Source organism: Burkholderia sp. Bp9090, from assembly GCF_003857985.1.
Lineage (GTDB): Bacteria > Pseudomonadota > Gammaproteobacteria > Burkholderiales > Burkholderiaceae > Burkholderia.
In genome coordinates this window covers 251,602-269,978 of sequence record NZ_QTPV01000005.1, presented here as the reverse complement: position 1 = coordinate 269,978, position 18,377 = coordinate 251,602, and the positions used below count along the sequence as shown (strand labels likewise).

The following is an 18,377-nucleotide window of genomic DNA, read 5'->3' as shown; positions in this document are numbered from 1 at the left end:
ACATGCATACAGGCCGGTGCGGGCCTGTCCGCTCGATGTCGCGACGTCCAGTGGCGACCCTGTGACGAGGACCCCGGAAGTGCAGTCGCAAAATTACGACAAATCGAAAGGTGAGCCGATACGGGAGCAAGTTTCGCACGTGTCGAGCACAGGCGAAAATCTGTGAATCCGCGCATCCCGCGACACGTCTGGACGAGTCCGAAACGCTGTAAATCCGGACCGGTGAGGGTTTTCGGGAGAGGGTTGGGGTGAGTGCCGTTTCACACGCGCACTTCACCCGCTATGGTGAGCATGTCGTTCTGGACGCACATCACCACAGGCGCTATCCTTCCGTGAAACTTCTCCTCCGACCCGACGCATGGCCACGAAGCGCGCCAAGAAAACCGATGTGGATGTGGTGAGTGCCAGTTCAGCCGAATTGCGTAAGGCCGTCGAGGCGATCGCAATTCAGCCGAAGAGCGGCAAGATCACGCTCCTGACCCGCAAGCTGTTCAACGTCCTGCTCGCCGTCGCGCAGCAGGCCGACGACTCGGGCGATACGTATCGCGCGCTGCTGTCGGATATCGTCGCCAACTCCGCCTTCGATTCGAACGACACCGCGCTGGTGAAGGAACACCTGCGCCGCATGGTGTCGGTCCAGGTTGAATGGAGCACGGGGACGTCGAGCCAGAAGCCGGGCCGCAAGTGGGGGATCTCGACGCTGATCGCCGATGCCGAAATTCTCGAGGATCCGGCTACCCGCCGCGTGTGGGTCGAATTCTCGTTCGCACCGAAGATCAAGAAGAAGCTGCTCGACCCGGTCCAGTACGCGCGTCTGAGCCTGCAGTTCCAGAGCCAGCTGCGCAGCAGCGCCGGTCTCGCGCTCTACGAGATCTGCGTGCGCTACCTGACGAACCCGAGCCACCTGACGATGCGCGAGCCGTGGGAATGGTGGCGGCCGATCCTGTCGGGCACGCCTGATACCGAAGCCGGCGACGAGGCGAAGCGCGAGTACAAGTACTTCAAGCGCGACTACCTGCGTCCGGCGATCGCCGAGGTCAATGCGGTCACCAATATCTTCGTCGAACTGATCGAACATCGCGAAGGGCGCCGGGTCGCGGAGATCCAGTTCCGTGTGACCGAGCGCAAGCAGCCGATGCTCGCGCTCGACGAGCATCCGAACGTGTTCGACAGCACGCTGGTCGACCGGATGGTGAAGCTCGGGATTCCGCTCAAGGAAGCGCAGACGCTCTACGCGGACAGCGAGGAAAACCGGATTCGCGCCGCGCTGCAGATGACCGAGCAACGGATGCGCAGCACGACGCTGCCGCCGGTGCGCAGCGCGCCCGCGTTGTTCAAGGATGCGCTGAAGAAGGGTTATGCGCCGCCGGTCGAGTCCGTCGACGCGCTGCCGTCGGGCGCGCCTGCCGCGAAGGTCGTCGCGGCGCAGCCGGACGATCTGAAGGCGCGTCTGTTGAGCGAATTCGCGGCGTTCCGCCGCAAGGAAGCGAAGGTGCTGTACGAGGAGCAGGGCGACGCGGAGCGCGAAGTGGCGCGCGAGTCGTTCGAGTCGGAAGTGCTGCCGACGATGGGCTCGCACCTGCGTGACGACTGGCGCAAGCGCGGCCTCGATTCGAAGCTGGCCGAGACGGCGTTTTTCGACTGGCTGGCTCAGAAGACCTGGGGCGAGCCGACCGACGGCGACCTGCTGTCGTTCACCCTGAATCAATCGCGGGCCGCCTGAGGCCTGTTCAGGCCCCTCTGACGGGCCGCCGCCGGCCGCCCGCCCAACCGGCGGGCCCGGCGCATCGCCAGGCCCTGCCGGCCGTTTCCATCAGTCCGACAACAGCATCCGCTCGAGCTGCTCGAGGATCGCGTCGCGCTTGTCCTTCGGGAGGCCGCGCAGGCGCAGTTCGATGCGGTCTTCGCCATACGACTTCAGGTCGCCGACCGACTTGCCGCCGAGCTTGATCTCGAGACGCTGCGCATAGCGCTGGCGGCCCGCCGGCTTCGGCGTTTCCTGCGCCGCGACGCGGCCCTTGACGATGTCCGACACCTGACGCGTGCTGAGATCGTCGGACACGATCTTGTTGATCAGGCGCAGCGTCGCCTCGGTGCCGCGCGCGTTGTGGTAACGGCCGACCTGATACGCCATGTTCGAACCGAAACGATCGGGACGCGCGACCATCTCCTGCATCACGCTTTCCGGCAGCTTGCCGATCGACAGCGCGACCGCGACCGTCGACTCGTCGAGGCCGAGATGCTCGGACAGTTCCTTCTGACTCAGGAAGTGCTTGTCGTCGAGGAAGCGGCGCCATACGACGGCGTTGTCGAACACCGTCTGCGAATCGCGTTGCACGTTCAGGTCGTAGCCGAGCTTGTAGCTCTGGATCCCGATCGGCACGTCGATCACGATCGCCTTTACCGACTCCTTGTTCGCTTCCTTCAGCGCGCGCACGCGGCGGCCGCCATCGCTGACGAAATACGAACCCGGATTGTCATAGTCCGGAATCACGTGGATCGCCTGCTGCTGCCCCTGCTTCGCGAGGTTGACCGCGAGTTCGGCAATCGACGACTTCAGATAGAAGTGCCGCGGGTTGAACGGACTATGCTTGATCGCCTTCAACGGCAGTTCGATTACCTGGCCGGGCGCATAGCGGTTCTCGAGGCGCCACGCGCGATATTGCGGCGACTCGTCGATCGACGGATCGAGCAGGACGTCCGGAGACGGTGGCGGCGTGATGTCCTTCTTGGCGGACTTCGTCGGGACCGGCGTGGCCGTCTCGGATTTGACGATGCCGTCGATGGCATTCAGCCGATCAAGCGCCGTGCGCTTCTCGCTCGTCGTGATATCCGGGCGCGCTTGGAATCCTTTTGCAAATTGGGAGGGTTTCATGTGACTCCTTTATGCGCATAAAGTCAGGGCAGCATGGCGACGATTTCGTCGGCACATGCGCGAATTTCCGCGGCGGCCAGCTTGGCGCCGCGATCGTTCATCTGCAGCACGGTCTGACCGAGCGCCATTGCCTGCTTATACGCTTCCCGGGTCGGGATTTGCGTCTTCAGCAACGGGAAGCCGAGCTCCTCGAGCGCACGCTTAAGCTCGCGGGTCAGCATGCGCTTCTCTTCGGTCTTGTTCAGCAGGAAGACGGCACGGAGGTCTTCGTTCATCACCTGCGCCTGCTGGATCAGCTTGACCAGCCCGACGCTCGACCAGTAATCGGCTGGCGACGACGAAGTCGGAATCACGGCGATCGATGCGGCCAGCAGCACGACGCCGGAGACTTTCTCGGTGATCGACGGCGGGCAATCGACGACGATGATGTCGTAGTCGTTGATGAACTTCTTGATCTCGCGATGGATCTGGCCGCCGGCTTCGGCGAGATTGACGACCGGGAACGGGATGCCGGCGTCGCTGTCACCGGATGCGCTCGACCAGTGAACCAGTGTGTTTTGACCGTCGGCGTCGATGACGAGGACGCGCTTCCCTTTCTCATGGAATGCCGCGCCGAGGTGCATGGCAATCGTGCTTTTGCCGACGCCACCTTTTTGTTGAGTGACTGCAATGATTTCCGCGGCCAATTTTCACTCCTGTTTTTGGTCGTTGGAATTCTACAGGACGATATTTATATTTCAATGAAATTGTCGTTTGCCAACTACGCGTTAACCATTCGGGCTATCGGTTTATGCGCATAAACGAATGGGGACGCTGGCTGACTGCAGCGGATGGCGGCGAGATTGCTGCGGTGGATGATGAGCGGATGGATCGTCGTGACGACAGGCGTTTCTGCCCCCTCGTTCGAGAAGCTGATCGGCGCAATGTGTTGGCGCCTGCCCCGTCGATAGCCGAACGCGCGGGGCCTTGGTGACGGAGGAGTTTGTGCGCATAAACTTCGGCGGTGCTGGAGAGCATCTGCGAGTCGTCGTCCTCGCTTGAGCACGAGCCTGGATGACGAACGCGGCGCGACCCAGGCCGGCGCGATACTCACGCCGTGTGCCGTGTGCCGTGTGCCGTGCGCAGCGTGCAGCGTGCAGCGTGCAGCGTGCAGCGTGCAGCGTGCAGCGTGCAGCGTGCAGCGTGCAGCGTGCAGCGTGCAGTGGCGAAGCGGTGAAGCGGTGAAGCGGTGAAGCGGTGAAGCGCTGGCCGCCCCCAGCGTTTATGCGCATAAACCATCGAGAGGCTCGGCCGCGATCGGCGGCCCCACGTCGGCAAGCGCGCATTAATACGTCCCGCGACAATGCCCCGGACGGACGCGATCGCGTATCGCCCCGCTGATCGTTCGAGGCATCGAAGTGTCCGGGCCAGTCGCGATATCAGTGGACCTCCCCACCTCGCGAAGCGATAGCTTTATGCGCATAAACTCGGCGACGCATAAACCGTGCGGGTGGCCCTCGCGTCGGAACCTGCAACACGCCAGAGCGATGCGTCGTTGTTCATCTGCGCTCCCCGCCGTAGACGGCCTTGGCGATGGTCCATACAACGCACTTTATGCGCATAAAGGCATCACGCGCTCTGCACGCGCGTCAGCGCGAACGATTCCTCCCCGCACGCCGCACCGTACTCCAACTCCCCTTTCGCCCGCGCGCCGGTCCCCGCCGAAACGCACGCAACCAGACTGGCTACAATACGTGCCTTTCCTATCCAGGTCCGAATGATGATCACGATCTACCACAACCCCCGCTGCTCGAAGTCCCGCGAGACGCTCGCACTGGTCGAGACGTTGAACACCGCCGGCACGCAGGTGAATGTCGTCGAGTATCTGAAGACGCCGCCGACGGTCGAGGAACTGGAAGCGTTGCATCGTCAGCTCGGGCGCCCGGTGCGCGACATGCTTCGCGACGGCGAAGAGCCGTACAAGACGCTGGATCTTGCCCGTGCGAGTCTGACCGACGCGGAGGCCTATGAAGCGATTGCGGCTCATCCTATTCTGTTGCAGCGTCCGATCGTCGTGTATCGAGGCAAGGCGGCCATCGGTCGTCCGCCCGAGTCGGTGCGCGCGCTGTTCGAATAATTGTTGTTCGGCGTATTTTTCTTATCGCATCATCCCGGCGCGAGCGCGCCGGGATGATGCGGCTGAATTCGCGGGCCGCAACCGACCACCGTGGCTATGCTGCCGATGGTCATCAAATGAGCCGCGCGTCGCGGAAATCACGAGACGCATCGGATCGACCGGTTGAATTCGAGTAGCACAACCGTCCACCGTGGCTGCCCTGCCAGCAGTCATCGATGGAACCACTCGTAGCAGCAATCACGAGACGCGTCGGATCGCTCGACTGAATTCGAATATCACAACCGTCCACCGTGGCTACGCTCCCAGCCGTCATCAAATGAACCGCTCGTAGCAGAAATCACAAGGCAGCAACTCAGCCCTGCCGGTCGCCCGACGACTCATCCCGATCGCCACCCGCTTCATCCCCCGTCCCCCGTCCTGCCGCCGCATGCGCTGCCGTCCGCAGCAGCGCGATCTGCCCGCGATACACGCGGCATCCGCCGCAAGTCGGCAGATGCACATGCACCTGCATGCGCTCATGAAGCGTCAAGGACCGGTCGAGCGCATCCGACAGCAGTCGCGTCACGTCCCTACATTTCCCCGGCAGCATCTTCGGTCGTCATTCCTTTTTCGCTGAGGCAGGTGCGCAGGCGCGTGCGCGCCCGATACAGCAACACGCTGCAATGATTCGTCGTCAACGTCAGTTCGCTGCAGATGTCGGCAATCTCGACGTCGAGGAATTCGCGCATCATGAACACGCGCCCGATGTGTTCCGGCAAGTGGTCGAGGCAGACCTGGAACAGCATCCAGAACTGCTGTTGCTGCAATAGCGTTTCGGGGCGCGGCCACGGCCGCGGCTTCGTGTGCGGCGCCCAATGCCCGTTTTCCTTGAAGAGTTCGCGATCGAGCGCGGATTCGCCGTCGAGTTCCGCATCGAGCGCGGACAGGCTCACCGTCCGCTGCCGCGCGCGCAGGATGTCGATCAGCTTGTTGCGCAGGATGCCGAACACCCAGGTCTTGTGGGCGGACCGTCCCGCGAACTCGCCCGCATGCGACCACGCGGCGGTCAGCGCTTCCTGCACGGCATCCTCGGCCGCATCGGTGTCGCGGAGCTGGAGTCGCGCGAAGCGCAGCAGGTCGCGCCGCAGTTGCGCGAGATAGGCAGGATCGTCGTACGCGGACAGCATGGCAGGTCGGGAGCCTTACGAAGCGAAAGCGCTCGCGTGCGCGCCACCGGGCGGGCGCATCGCGGTGTGCGAGCAGCTTACTGGGCGAGACGCTGCGCTGCAACGCATGTTCCGTCGCGAATTCACGAAGCCGGCTGGCGCGCTGCGCTATGCTTGCCGAAGCCCGGCGTCGCGCGCCGCGAAATCGCGACGCGGGCGGTCTGTAACATCAGACCATGACGGTCAAGTTATCCACAATTTCTGTGGAAAACCTTGTGGAAAGTCGGCCGGTCGGCCCCGTGGGACGGCTCGCGGGCTGGCTTGCCTATAAACAGACCTTTGTCGCCTGTCCAGAATCAATCGACCCGATTCCTTACTCACCGGAAGGAGAAAGCCATGTCCTATCGTGTTGCAGTCGTCGTCGGCAGCCTGCGTCGCGGTTCCTGGAACCGCGCGCTCGCGCAAGCCGTGATCTCGCTCGCCCCCGCCGATTTCTCGTTCGAATTCGTCGAGATCGGCGAACTGCCGCTCTACAGCCAGGACTACGACGCGGACTTTCCGGAAGTCGCGAAGCGCTTCAAGCAGTCGATCGAGGCGGCCGACGCGCTGCTGTTCGTGACGCCCGAGTACAACCGCTCGATCCCGGGCGTGCTGAAGAACGCGCTCGACTGGGGCTCGCGCCCGTGGGGGCACAACTCGTGGTCCGGCAAGCCGGGTGCGGTACTCGGCACGTCACCGGGTGCGACCGGTACCGCGCTCGCGCAGCAGCACCTGCGCAACGTGCTTGCGTATCTCGACGTGAAGACGCTCGGCCAGCCGGAAATGTTCATCAAGCACGACCCGGCGCGTATCGACGACGAGGGCCAGATCGTCAGCGAAGACACCCGCAAGTTCCTGCAGGGTTTCGTCGACCGCTACGTCGACTGGGTGCGCGTGCTGAAGGCGGCCTGATCGCCGTTTCCTTGTCGCCGCCGGCACCGGCCCGCATGCCGCGGGTCAGGCGCCGGCGTGCCGTGCGTCGCGCGCTTCGCGGATGCCGAGCAGGATCTCGTCGAGCAGCGCGATGTCGAACGGCTTCGACAGCACGCGCACGTCGACGGTACGCGTGCGGTCGAGTTCCTCCGCGTAACCCGTGACGAGGATCACGGGCAGCTTCCCCGGCCGCTTGTCGATCGCTTCGGCGAGATCGATGCCGTTCAGGCGGCCCGGCATGTGGATATCCGAGATCACCAGGTCGAATGCGTCGTTCGCGGCCGCGCCTTCGATCAGGCGCAGTGCGTCGTCGGCGGTGGGCGCATAGGTGACGCGGTGCCCGAGCAGCGTGAGCAGCGCCTCGGTGCCGGCCGCGACTTCGCTGTTGTCCTCGACCAGCAGCACGTGCAGGCCGGCAAGCCCGCCCGCGTCGTGCACGGCGGCCTGCGGTCGCGCGACGATGTCCTCGACGCGTGCGCGCGGCAGGTAGAGGCGCACCGAGGTCCCGGCGCCGACCGCGCTGTCGATCGTCGCGAGTCCGCCCGAGCGCTCGCAGAACGCGAACACCTGCGGCAGCCCGAGCCCCGTTCCCATCCCCTGCGCCTTCGTCGTGAAGAGCGGCTCGAACGCGCGCGCGAGCACGTCGGGCGGCATGCCCGAGCCCGTATCGTCGAGCGAGATCTGCACGAAGTCGCCGGTCAGCGGAAAGCCGTCCTCGCGGCGCAGCGTCACGTTGCGCGCGCCGACGGTGAAGCGGCCGCCGACCGTCATCGCATCGCGCGCGTTGACGGCGAGATTGATCACCGCGAGCTCGAGCTCCGCGACATCGACCCGGATCGGCCATACGCCGGGCTCGATCGCGACGACCAGCAGCGATTTCGAACCGAGCGACGTCTTCAGCAGTTCGCGGCACGTGCCGAGCCATTGACCGACGTCGATTGTCTCGCTGTGCAGCGGCTGCTTGCGCGCGACGCCGAGCAACTGGCGCGTGAGCGACTGGCCGTTCTTCAGCGCGCGTTCGATCGCGCCGAGTTCCTTGTCGAGATGCTGGACGCCGCGTCGCCGCGCGATCTGCACGTTGCTCGAGATGATCATCAGCAGATTGTTGAAGTCGTGCGCGACGCTGCCGACCAGGTTGCCGAGCGCCTGCATCTTGCGCGACTGCCGGTACGCGGATTCGATCGAGCGTCGCATCGACGCTTCGGCCTGCCAGCGGTCCCAGGCCTCCTCTTCCGCCTTCAGCCGCTTCAGCGACAGCCAGATCACCGACCACAGCGCGATCGACGGCGCGAACATCGAGATGAACAGCACGCTCAGGTGTTCGTACCATTCACGCCAGATCGCCGACGTGCGGTACGCGCAGGTCACGTACACGGGGTAGCTGCCGACCTGGCGGTACGCGACGATCTCGCTGCTGGCGCCGTCGTGGCGCACCCGCACGACGCCCGCGCGCGGATCGCTTTGCGCGTTGCCGAAGGTGGTCGTGAGATCGGTGTGCGCGAGCGACGGCGGCGGCGGATACGACGCGATCACCGCGCCGTCGGAACGCGCGAGCGCCATCGTCATCGGGGTGGCCGCGCCGCCGAGCAGGTCGCGGTAGAACGCGTTGAAATACGACGACTTCAGCGCGATCGACACCATGCCGGCGAACGAACCGTCGCTATGGCGTCGCGCGACGCCCGTGTTGAACACGGGGATGTTCTCGAGCTTGAGCGGCCCCATCATCAGCTTCGAGATGTGTTCGATCACGCGGCCGTCGCGGATGCCGGCGAAGTCGTCGCGGTTCGCGATCGACGCATAGGGCGCCGGATAGTAGAGGCTGTTGGCGAGCAGCATCCCGCTCGCACCGAAGATCGACACCGCGGCCACCTGCGGATAGCCGCCGCCGATCGTATTCAGCGCTTCGTGGATGTCGGATTCGTGGCGGCGCACGGTGGCGTCGTCCATGTCCTGCACGAGGTCGACGATGCGCGCATCGAGCGTCTCGCTCAGGTCGAACACCTTGAGCGCATGTTCCTCGGCGACGCGCACGGTGCGCATCGTCACGTCGCTCGCCGCGGCTTCGCGGGCCTTCAGGTCGTTGTACGCCATGACCGACACGTAGATGCACGGCAGCACGATCGCCGCGACCAGCAGCACGATCAGCGTCACGCGCCGGACCGCGAAATCGTGCTCGGGCGCGCCGGACGCATAGTTGCCGTCGTCCTGCCAGTCGTCGGCGGGCGGTGCGGTGTGCGTGCGGGAGTCGGCGGGACGTTCGGACGTCATCGAAGAAAGCGGGTGAAGCGGAGGTGTTCCATCATAAACGAGTTGCGCACGTGCGCCGTACCGCCGCACCGATGTGCAACCTGGTGATTCCGACAGGGGCACGGTGAAAGTTTGAAAACGCTATGAATCCGGCAGCGCAAACGTACACAAAGAAAAATTTTGCGTGCTTATCTCGAAAATGGTCGCGGCTGTTTTCGGAATGCCGGGCGAATGAAGCGATTTTGTTCGAAATGGTGAAAATGGCGAGTTGCACCGCCTTCGGTTTACTCAGAGAATCGCGCCTTGCTTTCCCCATGACAGATATATGCGCCCGCCGGCGTTTGCGGCGCGGTGTGTCGCGTGCCTCGCGCCGCGGCGCCCGCGCGCGGCCGCACGGCGGTGGCCGCGCTTGATCGCATGGCGCCTAAAGAAGCGCGCCGCGCGGTCGTTAACGCGAGAGAGACCATTCCGTATACCGCTTCGCCGCCATGCCTTTGCCGATCGTGATCGCCGACGACTCCTTGCTCGCTCGCAAACTTCTGACAAAGGCACTGCCGGGAGACTGGGACGTCGACGTCGCGTATGCGGCGAATGGTCGCGAGGCCCTGGCGCTCTATCGTGACGGCAAGGCTTCCGTGATGTTTCTGGACCTGACGATGCCCGACATGAACGGCTATCAGGTGCTCGAGACACTGCGCCACGAAGACCTGAACACGTTCGTGATCGTGGTATCCGCCGATATCCAGCCGCAGGCGCAAGCACGCGTGCGCGAGTTGGGCGCGATCGCATTCGTTGCCAAGCCCGTGACGTCGGAGGCGTTGCTGCCCATTCTCAAGGAGTATGGGTTGTATGCCTGAATCGGTGTTCACGGCGGAGCAACGCGACGCGTTGCAGGAAATCGCCAACCTCGCGATGGGCCGTGCCGCCGCACGGCTCGCGCTGCTGCTCGGGCACTTCATCGAGCTGTCGGTACCGCGCGTGCGCGTCGTGAAGGCCGCCGATGCGGGCGACGCGCTGCGCGAGATGACGGGCATCCACGAAAACGTGACGGCCGTGCGCCAGGGATTCCGTTCCGACATCAAGGGCGAGGCGATCGTGCTGTGCCGCAGCGCGGGCGTCGCGCGGCTCATGTCGCTGATGGAGCGCACGTTCGGCGACGGCGTGTATGCCGGCATGGCCACGCAGGACGAACTCGTGTTCGATGTCTCGAACGTGCTGATGAGCGCATGCGTCGCGTCGATCCTCGACGAGCTCGGCCGCAAGCCCGTGTTTTTCCCGCCGGGGCTGCTCGGCGCGAACGTGTCGTTCGACGACGTGTTCCAGCCGACCGCGCTGGCCTGGAGCGTCGCGCTGCTGCTCGAAGTGAACTTCGGTCTCGAGGATCACGCGTTCCGCGCACATTTCGTGATGCTGATGGCCGAGGACTCGATCCGGCTGATGGGCGAAGCGCTCGACGCGTTGCTGTCCGCGCTATGAACGCGACCGCCGCCGCCACCGCCACTGCCGCGTCGTTGAGCGATCTCGTGATCGAACGGGTGGGCTTCGGCCTGTTCGTGCTCGACCGCGCGATGACCGTGCTGATGTGGAATCGCTTCATGCAGGACCACAGCGGCATCCCGGCCGCCGAGGTGATCGGCCGCAACCTGTTCGACTGCTTTCCGGCGCTGCCGCGCGCGTGGCTCGAGCGCAAGCTCGAGAGCGTGTTCCAGCTCGGCAGCTTCGCGTTCAGCTCTTGGGAGCAGCGGCCCTACCTGTTTCGCTTCGAGCACGACCGGCCGATCACGGGCGGCGTCGACTACATGCAGCAGGATTGCACGTTCATGCCGCTCACGCGCGGCCGCGAAGTGGAGGCCGTGTGCGTGACGATCTCGGACGTCACGCACGTGAGCGTGATGCAGCGCGAGCGCGAGGAGGCGGTCGCGAAGCTGCGCGAGCATGCGAATCTCGACGGCCTCACCGGCATCGCGAACCGGCGCTTCTTCGAGGCGCGGCTCAGTGACGAGTTCGCGCGCTGGCAGCGCTACGGCGGCGACCTGTCGGTGCTGCTGTTCGACCTCGACCACTTCAAGACGATCAACGACCGGTTCGGGCATGCGGCCGGCGATGCGGTATTGCGCGAGACGGCGCGCCGCGTCGCGTCGATCGTGCGCGCGCAGGATACGTTCGGCCGTTTCGGCGGCGAGGAATTCGCGCTGCTGCTGCCGTGCACGAATCTCGACGAAGCGATGCGGGTAGCGGACAAGGTGCGCTACGCGATCGGCAGCACGCCAGTCGACGCGGAAGGCGTCAGCGTGCCGGTGACGGCGAGCGTCGGCGGCGCGTGCGCGACGGCCGGCGCGCTGGCGTGCGACGTGCTCGTCAACGAGGCCGATACCGCGCTCTATCGCGCGAAGCGGCTCGGGCGCGACCGGTCGATCGCATACGCGTAAGCGCGGCGCGGCCGCAGCGCGGTTACCTGCGGCGTACCGCACACCGCACACCGCACACCGCACACCGCACACCGCACACCGCGCGTGCCGCGCCTCCGTCAGCTTTTCGCGATATCCGCCAGCACGCCGGCCAGCACGGCCGGCTGCGACACGAACGGCGAATGGCTGCTGTCGAGCTGGTGCACGTGCGTCGGCTTGCCGGGCACGAACGCGTCGGCTTCGTCGATGAAGCGCTGCTGCAGCGCGGGCAGGATCACGCGATCGGCCAGGCACTTGATGTAATGACGATCGATCGCGCCCCAGCGTGCGACGGTCGTCGGGATCGCGGTCGCGAACGGCGCGGCCGGCACGTCGCAGGTCATCAGGTTCGCCACCGCCTCGAAGTCGGCCTGCGGCACGTCGTCATACAGTGCGCGCTTCACGAGCCCGCGATACGCGGCATCGCCGCTGTGCGGATCGATCCGCAGCGCGCCCGCGACGCGCGGGCTCGCGAGCATCAGCGGGCCCAGCATTTCGCCCTTGTTCTCGGGTGCGCGCACGTAGTCGAGGCCCGGCACGCCCGACGCGGGCATGAACGCCGCGAGATAGACGATCTTCGCGATCTTCTCCGGCGCACGCTCCGCCGCGGCCGTGATCGCGAGGCCGCCCATGCTGTGCCCGACGAGCACGACCTTGCCGCGGCCGAGCGCATACGCGTCGTCGACGGCCTGCATCACCTGCGTCGCGTAATCGTCGAGCGTGGTGTTCGCGACCGGCGACGGCTCGGCGCCGAAGGCGTCCTTGTCGAGCGGCCGTTCGAGATAGGATGCGGGAAAGTGGGCGTTGATGCCGTGCGCGGGCAGGTCGCGCGCGATCGACAGGTAGCCGCGCGCGGCCAGCGCGGCCGCGACGTGCGCGTAGCACCACGCACCGTGCCACGCGCCGTGCACCAGCACGAAAACGGGATGGTCGGATGGCGCGGTGGCGGTTACGTTCGTCTCCATGGTGTCCGTGTTTTTTGAGAAAGATGTTCATCTTAGACGAAGCCGCGTCGACGAAGCTGCGCGCCCCGGCATGAACGCACGGCCCGGGCGTGCGCGGGCGCGCACCGGCTCTCGCGATGCGGCGCTTTTGTCTCGTACAGGCCACATTTCGTCTTGATCTGATTTGAATTTGCGCCGAAGCGCGCTAATTTGACGCTTTGCTCCCGATTGCGCCCCATGAACGTCGATTACCTCTTCTACCGGCGGCCGGACAAACCCGGCCCCTATTCCCTCGACGACCTGGGCGAGACCGCGCCGCCGATCGGCCCGAGCGACATGGTGCGCGCGGGGATCGCGCGCGTATTCGAGCAGATCGACTGGCAGGAATCGCCCGACGTGCCGGGCGCGTGGTTCGGCACCGGCGGCCCGTCGTTCCAGTTCACGGCGGAGCCCGACGGGCGCGTGACGAGCTTCATGGGCTCGCGGCTCGAACGCCGCTCGATGCTGCAGCTGACCCGCGAAATGGGGCTCATCGCGCTCGACCTGCAGCGCGACATCGTCTACGGCTGACGGGCGGCGCGGCGCCGCTCCCCGCCGCGGCCGGTCTCCCAAGCCCCGCGCGGGCCCCCGGGCGCGGCGGTGTCCGCCATCGAACGTCAAAGATTGCTATACTTTCGCCCAATTCCGGCTTCCGGCCGGTAATTTGTGCCTGTCTGCGTCGATCGTTCGCATATCTCGCACGCATTTGACGCCCTGACCAACCCAGCCGGGCATGGCTTCTTCAATCGCCCCGCGTGGGTGTCTCCGTGGAGCTCGTCTTGGCCGTTTCCAATCTCGTCGTGGACGAACAAGAAACCGACGCCGCTGCCGTCACATCGGGCAGTTCTTTCTATCTGGCGATGCGCATCCTGCCGGCCGTGCAGCGCGACGCGATGTTCCAGGTCTATGCATTCTGCCGTGCGGTGGACGACATCGCCGACAGCGACCTGCCGCGCGCCGAGCGCAACGCGGGCCTCGATCGCTGGCGCGCGGACATCGATGCGTGCTTCGCCGGCCAGCCGCCGCGCCATCTGGTCGCGCTCGAGCGCGAGATCCGCGCGTTCGACCTGAAGCGCGAGGACTTCCACGCGATGATCGACGGGATGGCGATGGACGCCGCCGAGGACATCTGTGCGCCGGACGAACCGACGCTCGACCTGTTCTGCGATCGCGTGGCGAGCGCGGCCGGCCGGCTGTCGGTGAGGATTTTCGGGATCCCGGAGGCGGCAGGCATCAAGCTGTCGCACCACCTCGGCCGCGCGTTGCAGCTGACGAACATCCTGCGCGACATCGACGACGACGCGGCGATCAACCGCTGCTACCTGCCGCGCGAGCTGCTCGCGCGCGAAGGCATCGCGATCACCGATCCGGCGACGATCGTGCGCGATCCGGCGCTGCCGCGCGTATGCGCGACGCTCGTCGAGCGCGCGCTCGAGCACTTCCGCGAAGCGGACGCCGTGATGGATACGTGCACGCGTGCGCAGGTGAAGGCGCCGCGCATCATGTCGGGCGCGTATCGCTGCATCCTGGAGGCCGCGATCGCGCGCGGCTTCGCCGCCCCGCGCGCGCCGCTGCGCAAGCCGAAGGCGCGCATGCTGATGATCGCCGCGCGCTACGCGCTGTTCTGAGCCGATGCCCAGAACCGTCCACGTGATCGGTGCAGGACTCGCGGGGCTGTCGGCCGCCGTCGAGCTGCAACGCCGCGGGCGGCGCATCGTGCTGCACGACGCGCATGCGCATGCGGGCGGCCGCTGCCGCTCATGGTTCGACGGCGTGCTGAACACGACGCTGGACAGCGGGCTGCATCAGGTATTCGCGGGGCAATCCGCGACCCAGCGCTACCTGCGCGCGATCGGCGCGGCCGATCGGCTCACGGGGCCCGCGCTGCCTGAATGTCCGGTGGTCGACGTCGCGTCGCAGCAGCGCTGGACGCTGCGTTTCGGCAACGGGCGCTGGCCGTCGTGGCTGTTCGACGCCGCATCGCGCGCGCCGGGCACCACGCCGCTCGATTATCTTGCGCTGGCCTCGCTCGCGTTCGCGCGCACCGGCCGCTCACTCGCACAGACGATGCGCTGCGACGGCGTGCTGTGGGACCGTTGGCTGCGGCCGTATTTCCTCGGGGTGCTGAACGTCGAGCCGCGCCACGCGAGCGCCGAACTCGCGCGCGCGGCGCTGTGCGGCACGTTTGCCGCGGGCGGCCCCGGATGGCGCCCGCTCGTCGCGCGCCACGGGCTCGGCAGCGCATTCGTCGAACCGGCGCTGCGGATGCTGCAGCACGGCGGCGCGCAGATCCGGCTGAATTCGCGGCTCGATGCGTTCGAATTCGGCGCGCACGGCAACGCGGTCGATGCGGTCGCGATCGGCGGCGAGCGCGTCGATCTCGCACCGGGCGACGCGGTCGTGCTGGCCGTGCCGCCCGAGGTCGCGCAGCCGCTCGTCCCGGATCTCACCGCGCCCGACACGTTCAGTGCGGTCGTGACCGCGTATTTCGCGGTCGATACACCGGCCGACGGCCCGCTGCAGACGACCGTCGTCAACGGCGTCGTCGACGCGGTGCGCACCGGCGGCGGTCCGCTCGCGGCGACCATCCGCGACGCGGGCCGCTGGCTCGACATGCCGCGCGATGCGCTCGCGCGGCGCATCTGGGAAGACGTCGCGCGCGTGACCGGCGCGAACCCGGAAACCATGCCGGCGTGGCAGCTCGTGGTCGAGCCGCGCGCGGGGTTTGCGGCGGTGCCGTCGCAGGAAATGAAACGTCCGGCCGTGCGTACGCGCTGGACCAATCTCGTGCTGGCGGGCGACTGGATTGCCACCGGCTTGCCCGCCACGATCGAGGGCGCGATCCGTTCCGGCCAGCTGGCCGCGGACGTGCTCCAGACACAGTAAGCAACAGAGGGACCGATGAACGATCTCACCGAAATGGCCACCCTGTCCGCCGGCACCGTGCCGGCCGGGCTCGACGCGGCCGTCGCCGGCGCGACCGACGCGCTGCTGGCCGCGCAGAACGCGGACGGACACTGGGTCTACGAACTCGAGGCCGATTCGACGATTCCCGCCGAATACGTGCTGCTCGTCCACTATCTCGGCGAGACGCCGAATCTCGAGCTCGAACGGAAGATCGGCAAGTATCTGCGCCGCATCCAGCAGGCCGACGGCGGCTGGCCGCTGTTCACCGACGGCGCGCCGAACATCAGCGCGAGCGTGAAGGCGTATTTCGCGCTGAAGGTGATCGGCGACGACGAGAACGCCGAGCACATGCAGCGTGCGCGCCGTGCGATCCATGCGATGGGCGGCGCCGAGATGTCGAACGTGTTCACGCGCATCCAGCTCGCGCTGTACGGTGCGATTCCGTGGCGCGCGGTGCCGATGATGCCGGTCGAGATCATGCTGCTGCCGCAGTGGTTCCCGTTCCACCTGTCGAAGGTGTCGTACTGGGCGCGGACCGTGATCGTGCCGCTGCTGGTGCTGAACGCGAAGCGCCCGATCGCAAAGAACCCGCGCGGCGTGCGCATCGACGAGCTGTTCATCGACCCGCCCGTCAACGCCGGCCTGCTGCCGCGCCAGGGCCACCAGAGCCCCGGCTGGTTCGCGTTCTTCCGCGTGGTTGACCATGCGCTGCGCGCGGTCGACGGCCTGTTCCCGAACTACACGCGCGAACGCGCGATCCGCCAGGCCGTGTCGTTCATCGACGAGCGCCTGAACGGCGAGGACGGCCTCGGCGCGATCTATCCGGCGATGGCCAACGCGGTGATGATGTACGACGTGCTCGGCTATGCGGAAGATCATCCGAACCGCGCGATCGCGCGCAAGGCGCTCGAGAAACTGCTCGTCGTGCACGAGGACGAAGCGTATTGCCAGCCGTGCCTGTCGCCGGTGTGGGACACGTCGCTCGTCGCGCATGCGCTGCTCGAAACCGGTGACGCGCGTGCCGAGGAAGCCGTGCTGCGCGGCCTCGACTGGCTGCGCCCGCTGCAGATCCTCGACGTGCGCGGCGACTGGATCTCGCGCCGGCCGCACGTGCGGCCCGGCGGCTGGGCGTTCCAGTACGCGAACGCGCACTACCCTGACGTCGACGACACGGCTGTGGTCGTGATGGCGATGGACCGCGCGCAGAAGCTCAGGCAGACGGACACGTATCGCGACTCGATGGCGCGCGCGCGCGAATGGGTCGTCGGCATGCAGAGCAGCGACGGCGGCTGGGGCGCGTTCGAACCGGAAAACACGCAGTACTACCTGAACAACATTCCGTTCTCCGATCACGGTGCGCTGCTCGATCCGCCGACCGCCGACGTGTCGGGCCGCTGCCTGTCGATGCTGTCGCAGCTCGGCGAGACGCCGCTGAACAGCGAGCCGGCCCGTCGCGCGCTCGACTACATGCTGAAGGAGCAGGAGCCGGACGGCAGCTGGTACGGCCGCTGGGGGATGAACTACGTGTACGGCACGTGGACGGCCCTGTGCTCGCTGAACGCGGCCGGCCTGACGCCGGACGATCCGCGCATGAAGCGCGGCGCGCAGTGGCTGCTGTCGATCCAGAACAAGGACGGCGGCTGGGGCGAGGACGGCGACAGCTACAAGCTGAATTACCGCGGTTTCGAGCAGGCGCCGAGCACCGCGTCGCAGACGGCCTGGGCGTTGCTCGGCCTGATGGCGGCCGGCGAGGTGAACAACCCGGCCGTTGCACGCGGCGTCGACTACCTGATCGCTCAGCAGAACGAAGAAGGCCTGTGGGACGAGACGCGCTTCACGGCAACCGGCTTCCCGCGCGTGTTCTATCTGCGCTATCACGGCTATCGCAAGTTCTTCCCGCTGTGGGCGCTCGCGCGCTATCGCAACCTGAAGCGCGCCAACGCGACGCGCGTGACGGTCGGGATGTAACGCGTGGCGCCGACGCAGCACAACGGCACGTTGCCCGTCATCGCCGTCACGGGGATGGCGTTCGAGGCGCGCATCGCGCGCGGTCAGGGCGTCGAGGCCGTGTTTGCCGCGCGGGCCGACCGCCTTGAGCGTGCGCTGGCCGAGGCGACCGCGCGCGGTTGCGCGGGCATCGTGAGCTTCGGCACGGCAGGCGGGCTCGCGCCCGATCTCGCACCCGGCGCGCTCGTGATCGCGGACGCGATCGACGGGCCGTTCGGCCGCGTGCAGACCGATCCGGGCTGGAGCGCGCGGCTCGTCGCCGCACTGCACGACACGCCGGTATGGGCACGCGTCACGCGCGGCACGATGGCGGCGGTCGGCGCGCCGGTGGTCAGCGAACAGGAAAAGACGTCGCTGCATCGCGCGAAGGGCGCGCTCGCCGTCGACATGGAATCGCATATCGCCGCGGCCTTCGCGGCGTCGCGCGGCGTACCGTTCGCGGTGTGCCGCGCGATCGTCGACCCGGCGTGGCGCACGCTGCCGCGCGCGGCGACGGCCGGCCTGCGCGACGACGGCAGCACGGCCATCCTGCCGATCCTGCGCGAACTGCTGAAGCAGCCGTCGCAGCTCGGCCCGCTGCTGCAGGTCGCGGGCGACGCGCGCGCGGCACGCACGACGCTGATCCAGGCGCGGCACGCATTCGAGCGTGCGGGCGCGATGCGGATCGTCTGAGCGGCG

At 66.6% G+C, this 18,377-nt stretch carries 17 protein-coding genes; 11 read left to right on the top strand and 6 right to left on the bottom strand.

Annotated elements, in window-relative coordinates:
- Positions 1-358 precede the first annotated feature (358 nt).
- Positions 359-1,723 (top strand): replication initiation protein, encoded by a 1,365-nt coding sequence (locus DIE16_RS07760; RefSeq protein ID WP_044848760.1) that lies wholly within the window; start codon positions 359-361, stop codon positions 1,721-1,723.
- A 90-nt stretch (positions 1,724-1,813) separates the two neighbouring features.
- On the opposite strand, the gene DIE16_RS07755 is transcribed toward DIE16_RS07760, so the two are convergent.
- Together DIE16_RS07755 and parA are read right to left on the bottom strand one after the other, a co-directional pair.
- Complete coding sequence (locus tag DIE16_RS07755; RefSeq protein WP_124485972.1) at positions 1,814-2,875, bottom strand: ParB/RepB/Spo0J family partition protein; 1,062 nt, start codon at positions 2,873-2,875, stop codon at positions 1,814-1,816.
- 23 nt (positions 2,876-2,898) lie between these two features.
- Entirely contained in the window at positions 2,899-3,561 is a 663-nt protein-coding gene (parA, locus tag DIE16_RS07750; protein WP_040138954.1) for a ParA family partition ATPase, read from the bottom strand.
- 1,073 nt (positions 3,562-4,634) lie between these two features.
- Here parA and arsC point away from each other — a divergent pair.
- The gene (arsC, locus tag DIE16_RS07740; protein WP_044848770.1) at positions 4,635-4,991 is read left to right on the top strand and encodes an arsenate reductase (glutaredoxin); all 357 of its coding nucleotides are present in this window, start codon (positions 4,635-4,637) and stop codon (positions 4,989-4,991) included.
- 352 nt (positions 4,992-5,343) lie between these two features.
- Here arsC and DIE16_RS07735 read toward each other — a convergent pair whose 3' ends face one another.
- Both DIE16_RS07735 and DIE16_RS07730 read right to left on the bottom strand, forming a co-directional pair.
- Entirely contained in the window at positions 5,344-5,580 is a 237-nt protein-coding gene (locus DIE16_RS07735; protein ID WP_124520176.1) for a zf-HC2 domain-containing protein, read from the bottom strand.
- Complete coding sequence (locus tag DIE16_RS07730; protein ID WP_124485974.1) at positions 5,561-6,157, bottom strand: RNA polymerase factor sigma-70; 597 nt, start codon at positions 6,155-6,157, stop codon at positions 5,561-5,563. The genes DIE16_RS07735 and DIE16_RS07730 overlap by 20 nt, the downstream gene beginning before the upstream one ends.
- 375 nt (positions 6,158-6,532) lie before the next feature.
- Between DIE16_RS07730 and DIE16_RS07725 the strand changes: the two genes are divergently transcribed.
- Complete coding sequence (locus DIE16_RS07725; protein ID WP_044848764.1) at positions 6,533-7,087, top strand: NADPH-dependent FMN reductase; 555 nt, start codon at positions 6,533-6,535, stop codon at positions 7,085-7,087.
- 45 nt (positions 7,088-7,132) lie between these two features.
- Here the strand turns inward: DIE16_RS07725 and DIE16_RS07720 are convergent, their stop codons facing one another.
- A complete protein-coding gene (locus tag DIE16_RS07720) occupies positions 7,133-9,376 on the bottom strand; it encodes a hybrid sensor histidine kinase/response regulator (protein WP_124485975.1) in 2,244 nt (747 codons plus the stop codon).
- A gap of 467 nt (positions 9,377-9,843) precedes the next feature.
- Here DIE16_RS07720 and DIE16_RS07710 point away from each other — a divergent pair, with 467 nt between their 5' ends.
- The 3 genes from DIE16_RS07710 to DIE16_RS07700 are packed head-to-tail and all read left to right on the top strand — an operon-like array spanning position 9,844 to position 11,784.
- Positions 9,844-10,212 (top strand): response regulator, encoded by a 369-nt coding sequence (locus DIE16_RS07710; RefSeq protein WP_040138947.1) that lies wholly within the window; start codon positions 9,844-9,846, stop codon positions 10,210-10,212.
- Positions 10,205-10,831 (top strand): chemotaxis protein CheC, encoded by a 627-nt coding sequence (locus DIE16_RS07705; protein WP_124520174.1) that lies wholly within the window; start codon positions 10,205-10,207, stop codon positions 10,829-10,831. Before DIE16_RS07710 ends, DIE16_RS07705 begins: the two co-directional genes overlap by 8 nt.
- Positions 10,828-11,784, top strand: coding sequence for a diguanylate cyclase (locus DIE16_RS07700; protein WP_124520172.1), 957 nt, complete (start codon positions 10,828-10,830; stop codon positions 11,782-11,784). The genes DIE16_RS07705 and DIE16_RS07700 overlap by 4 nt, the downstream gene beginning before the upstream one ends.
- A gap of 98 nt (positions 11,785-11,882) precedes the next feature.
- Here DIE16_RS07700 and DIE16_RS07695 read toward each other — a convergent pair whose 3' ends face one another.
- Complete coding sequence (locus DIE16_RS07695; protein WP_124520170.1) at positions 11,883-12,767, bottom strand: alpha/beta fold hydrolase; 885 nt, start codon at positions 12,765-12,767, stop codon at positions 11,883-11,885.
- Positions 12,768-12,983: 216 nt separating this feature from the next.
- Here DIE16_RS07695 and DIE16_RS07690 point away from each other — a divergent pair, with 216 nt between their 5' ends.
- From DIE16_RS07690 to DIE16_RS07670, 5 genes are all read left to right on the top strand, one after another.
- Positions 12,984-13,316, top strand: a complete 333-nt coding sequence (locus tag DIE16_RS07690; RefSeq protein ID WP_044848863.1) for a hypothetical protein — start codon at positions 12,984-12,986, stop codon at positions 13,314-13,316.
- Positions 13,317-13,564: 248 nt separating this feature from the next.
- Positions 13,565-14,413, top strand: a complete 849-nt coding sequence (gene hpnD / locus DIE16_RS07685) for a presqualene diphosphate synthase HpnD (protein ID WP_044848864.1) — start codon at positions 13,565-13,567, stop codon at positions 14,411-14,413.
- A 4-nt stretch (positions 14,414-14,417) separates the two neighbouring features.
- Positions 14,418-15,671, top strand: a complete 1,254-nt coding sequence (gene hpnE, locus DIE16_RS07680) for a hydroxysqualene dehydroxylase HpnE (RefSeq protein ID WP_044848865.1) — start codon at positions 14,418-14,420, stop codon at positions 15,669-15,671.
- 15 nt (positions 15,672-15,686) lie between these two features.
- Positions 15,687-17,660 carry a squalene--hopene cyclase gene (shc, locus tag DIE16_RS07675; protein WP_124485981.1) on the top strand — a complete coding sequence of 658 codons (1,974 nt, stop codon included), beginning with the start codon at positions 15,687-15,689 and terminating at the stop codon, positions 17,658-17,660.
- Between the two features lie 3 nt (positions 17,661-17,663).
- A complete protein-coding gene (locus tag DIE16_RS07670; protein ID WP_082088758.1) occupies positions 17,664-18,371 on the top strand; it encodes a phosphorylase in 708 nt (235 codons plus the stop codon).
- Positions 18,372-18,377 lie beyond the last annotated feature (6 nt).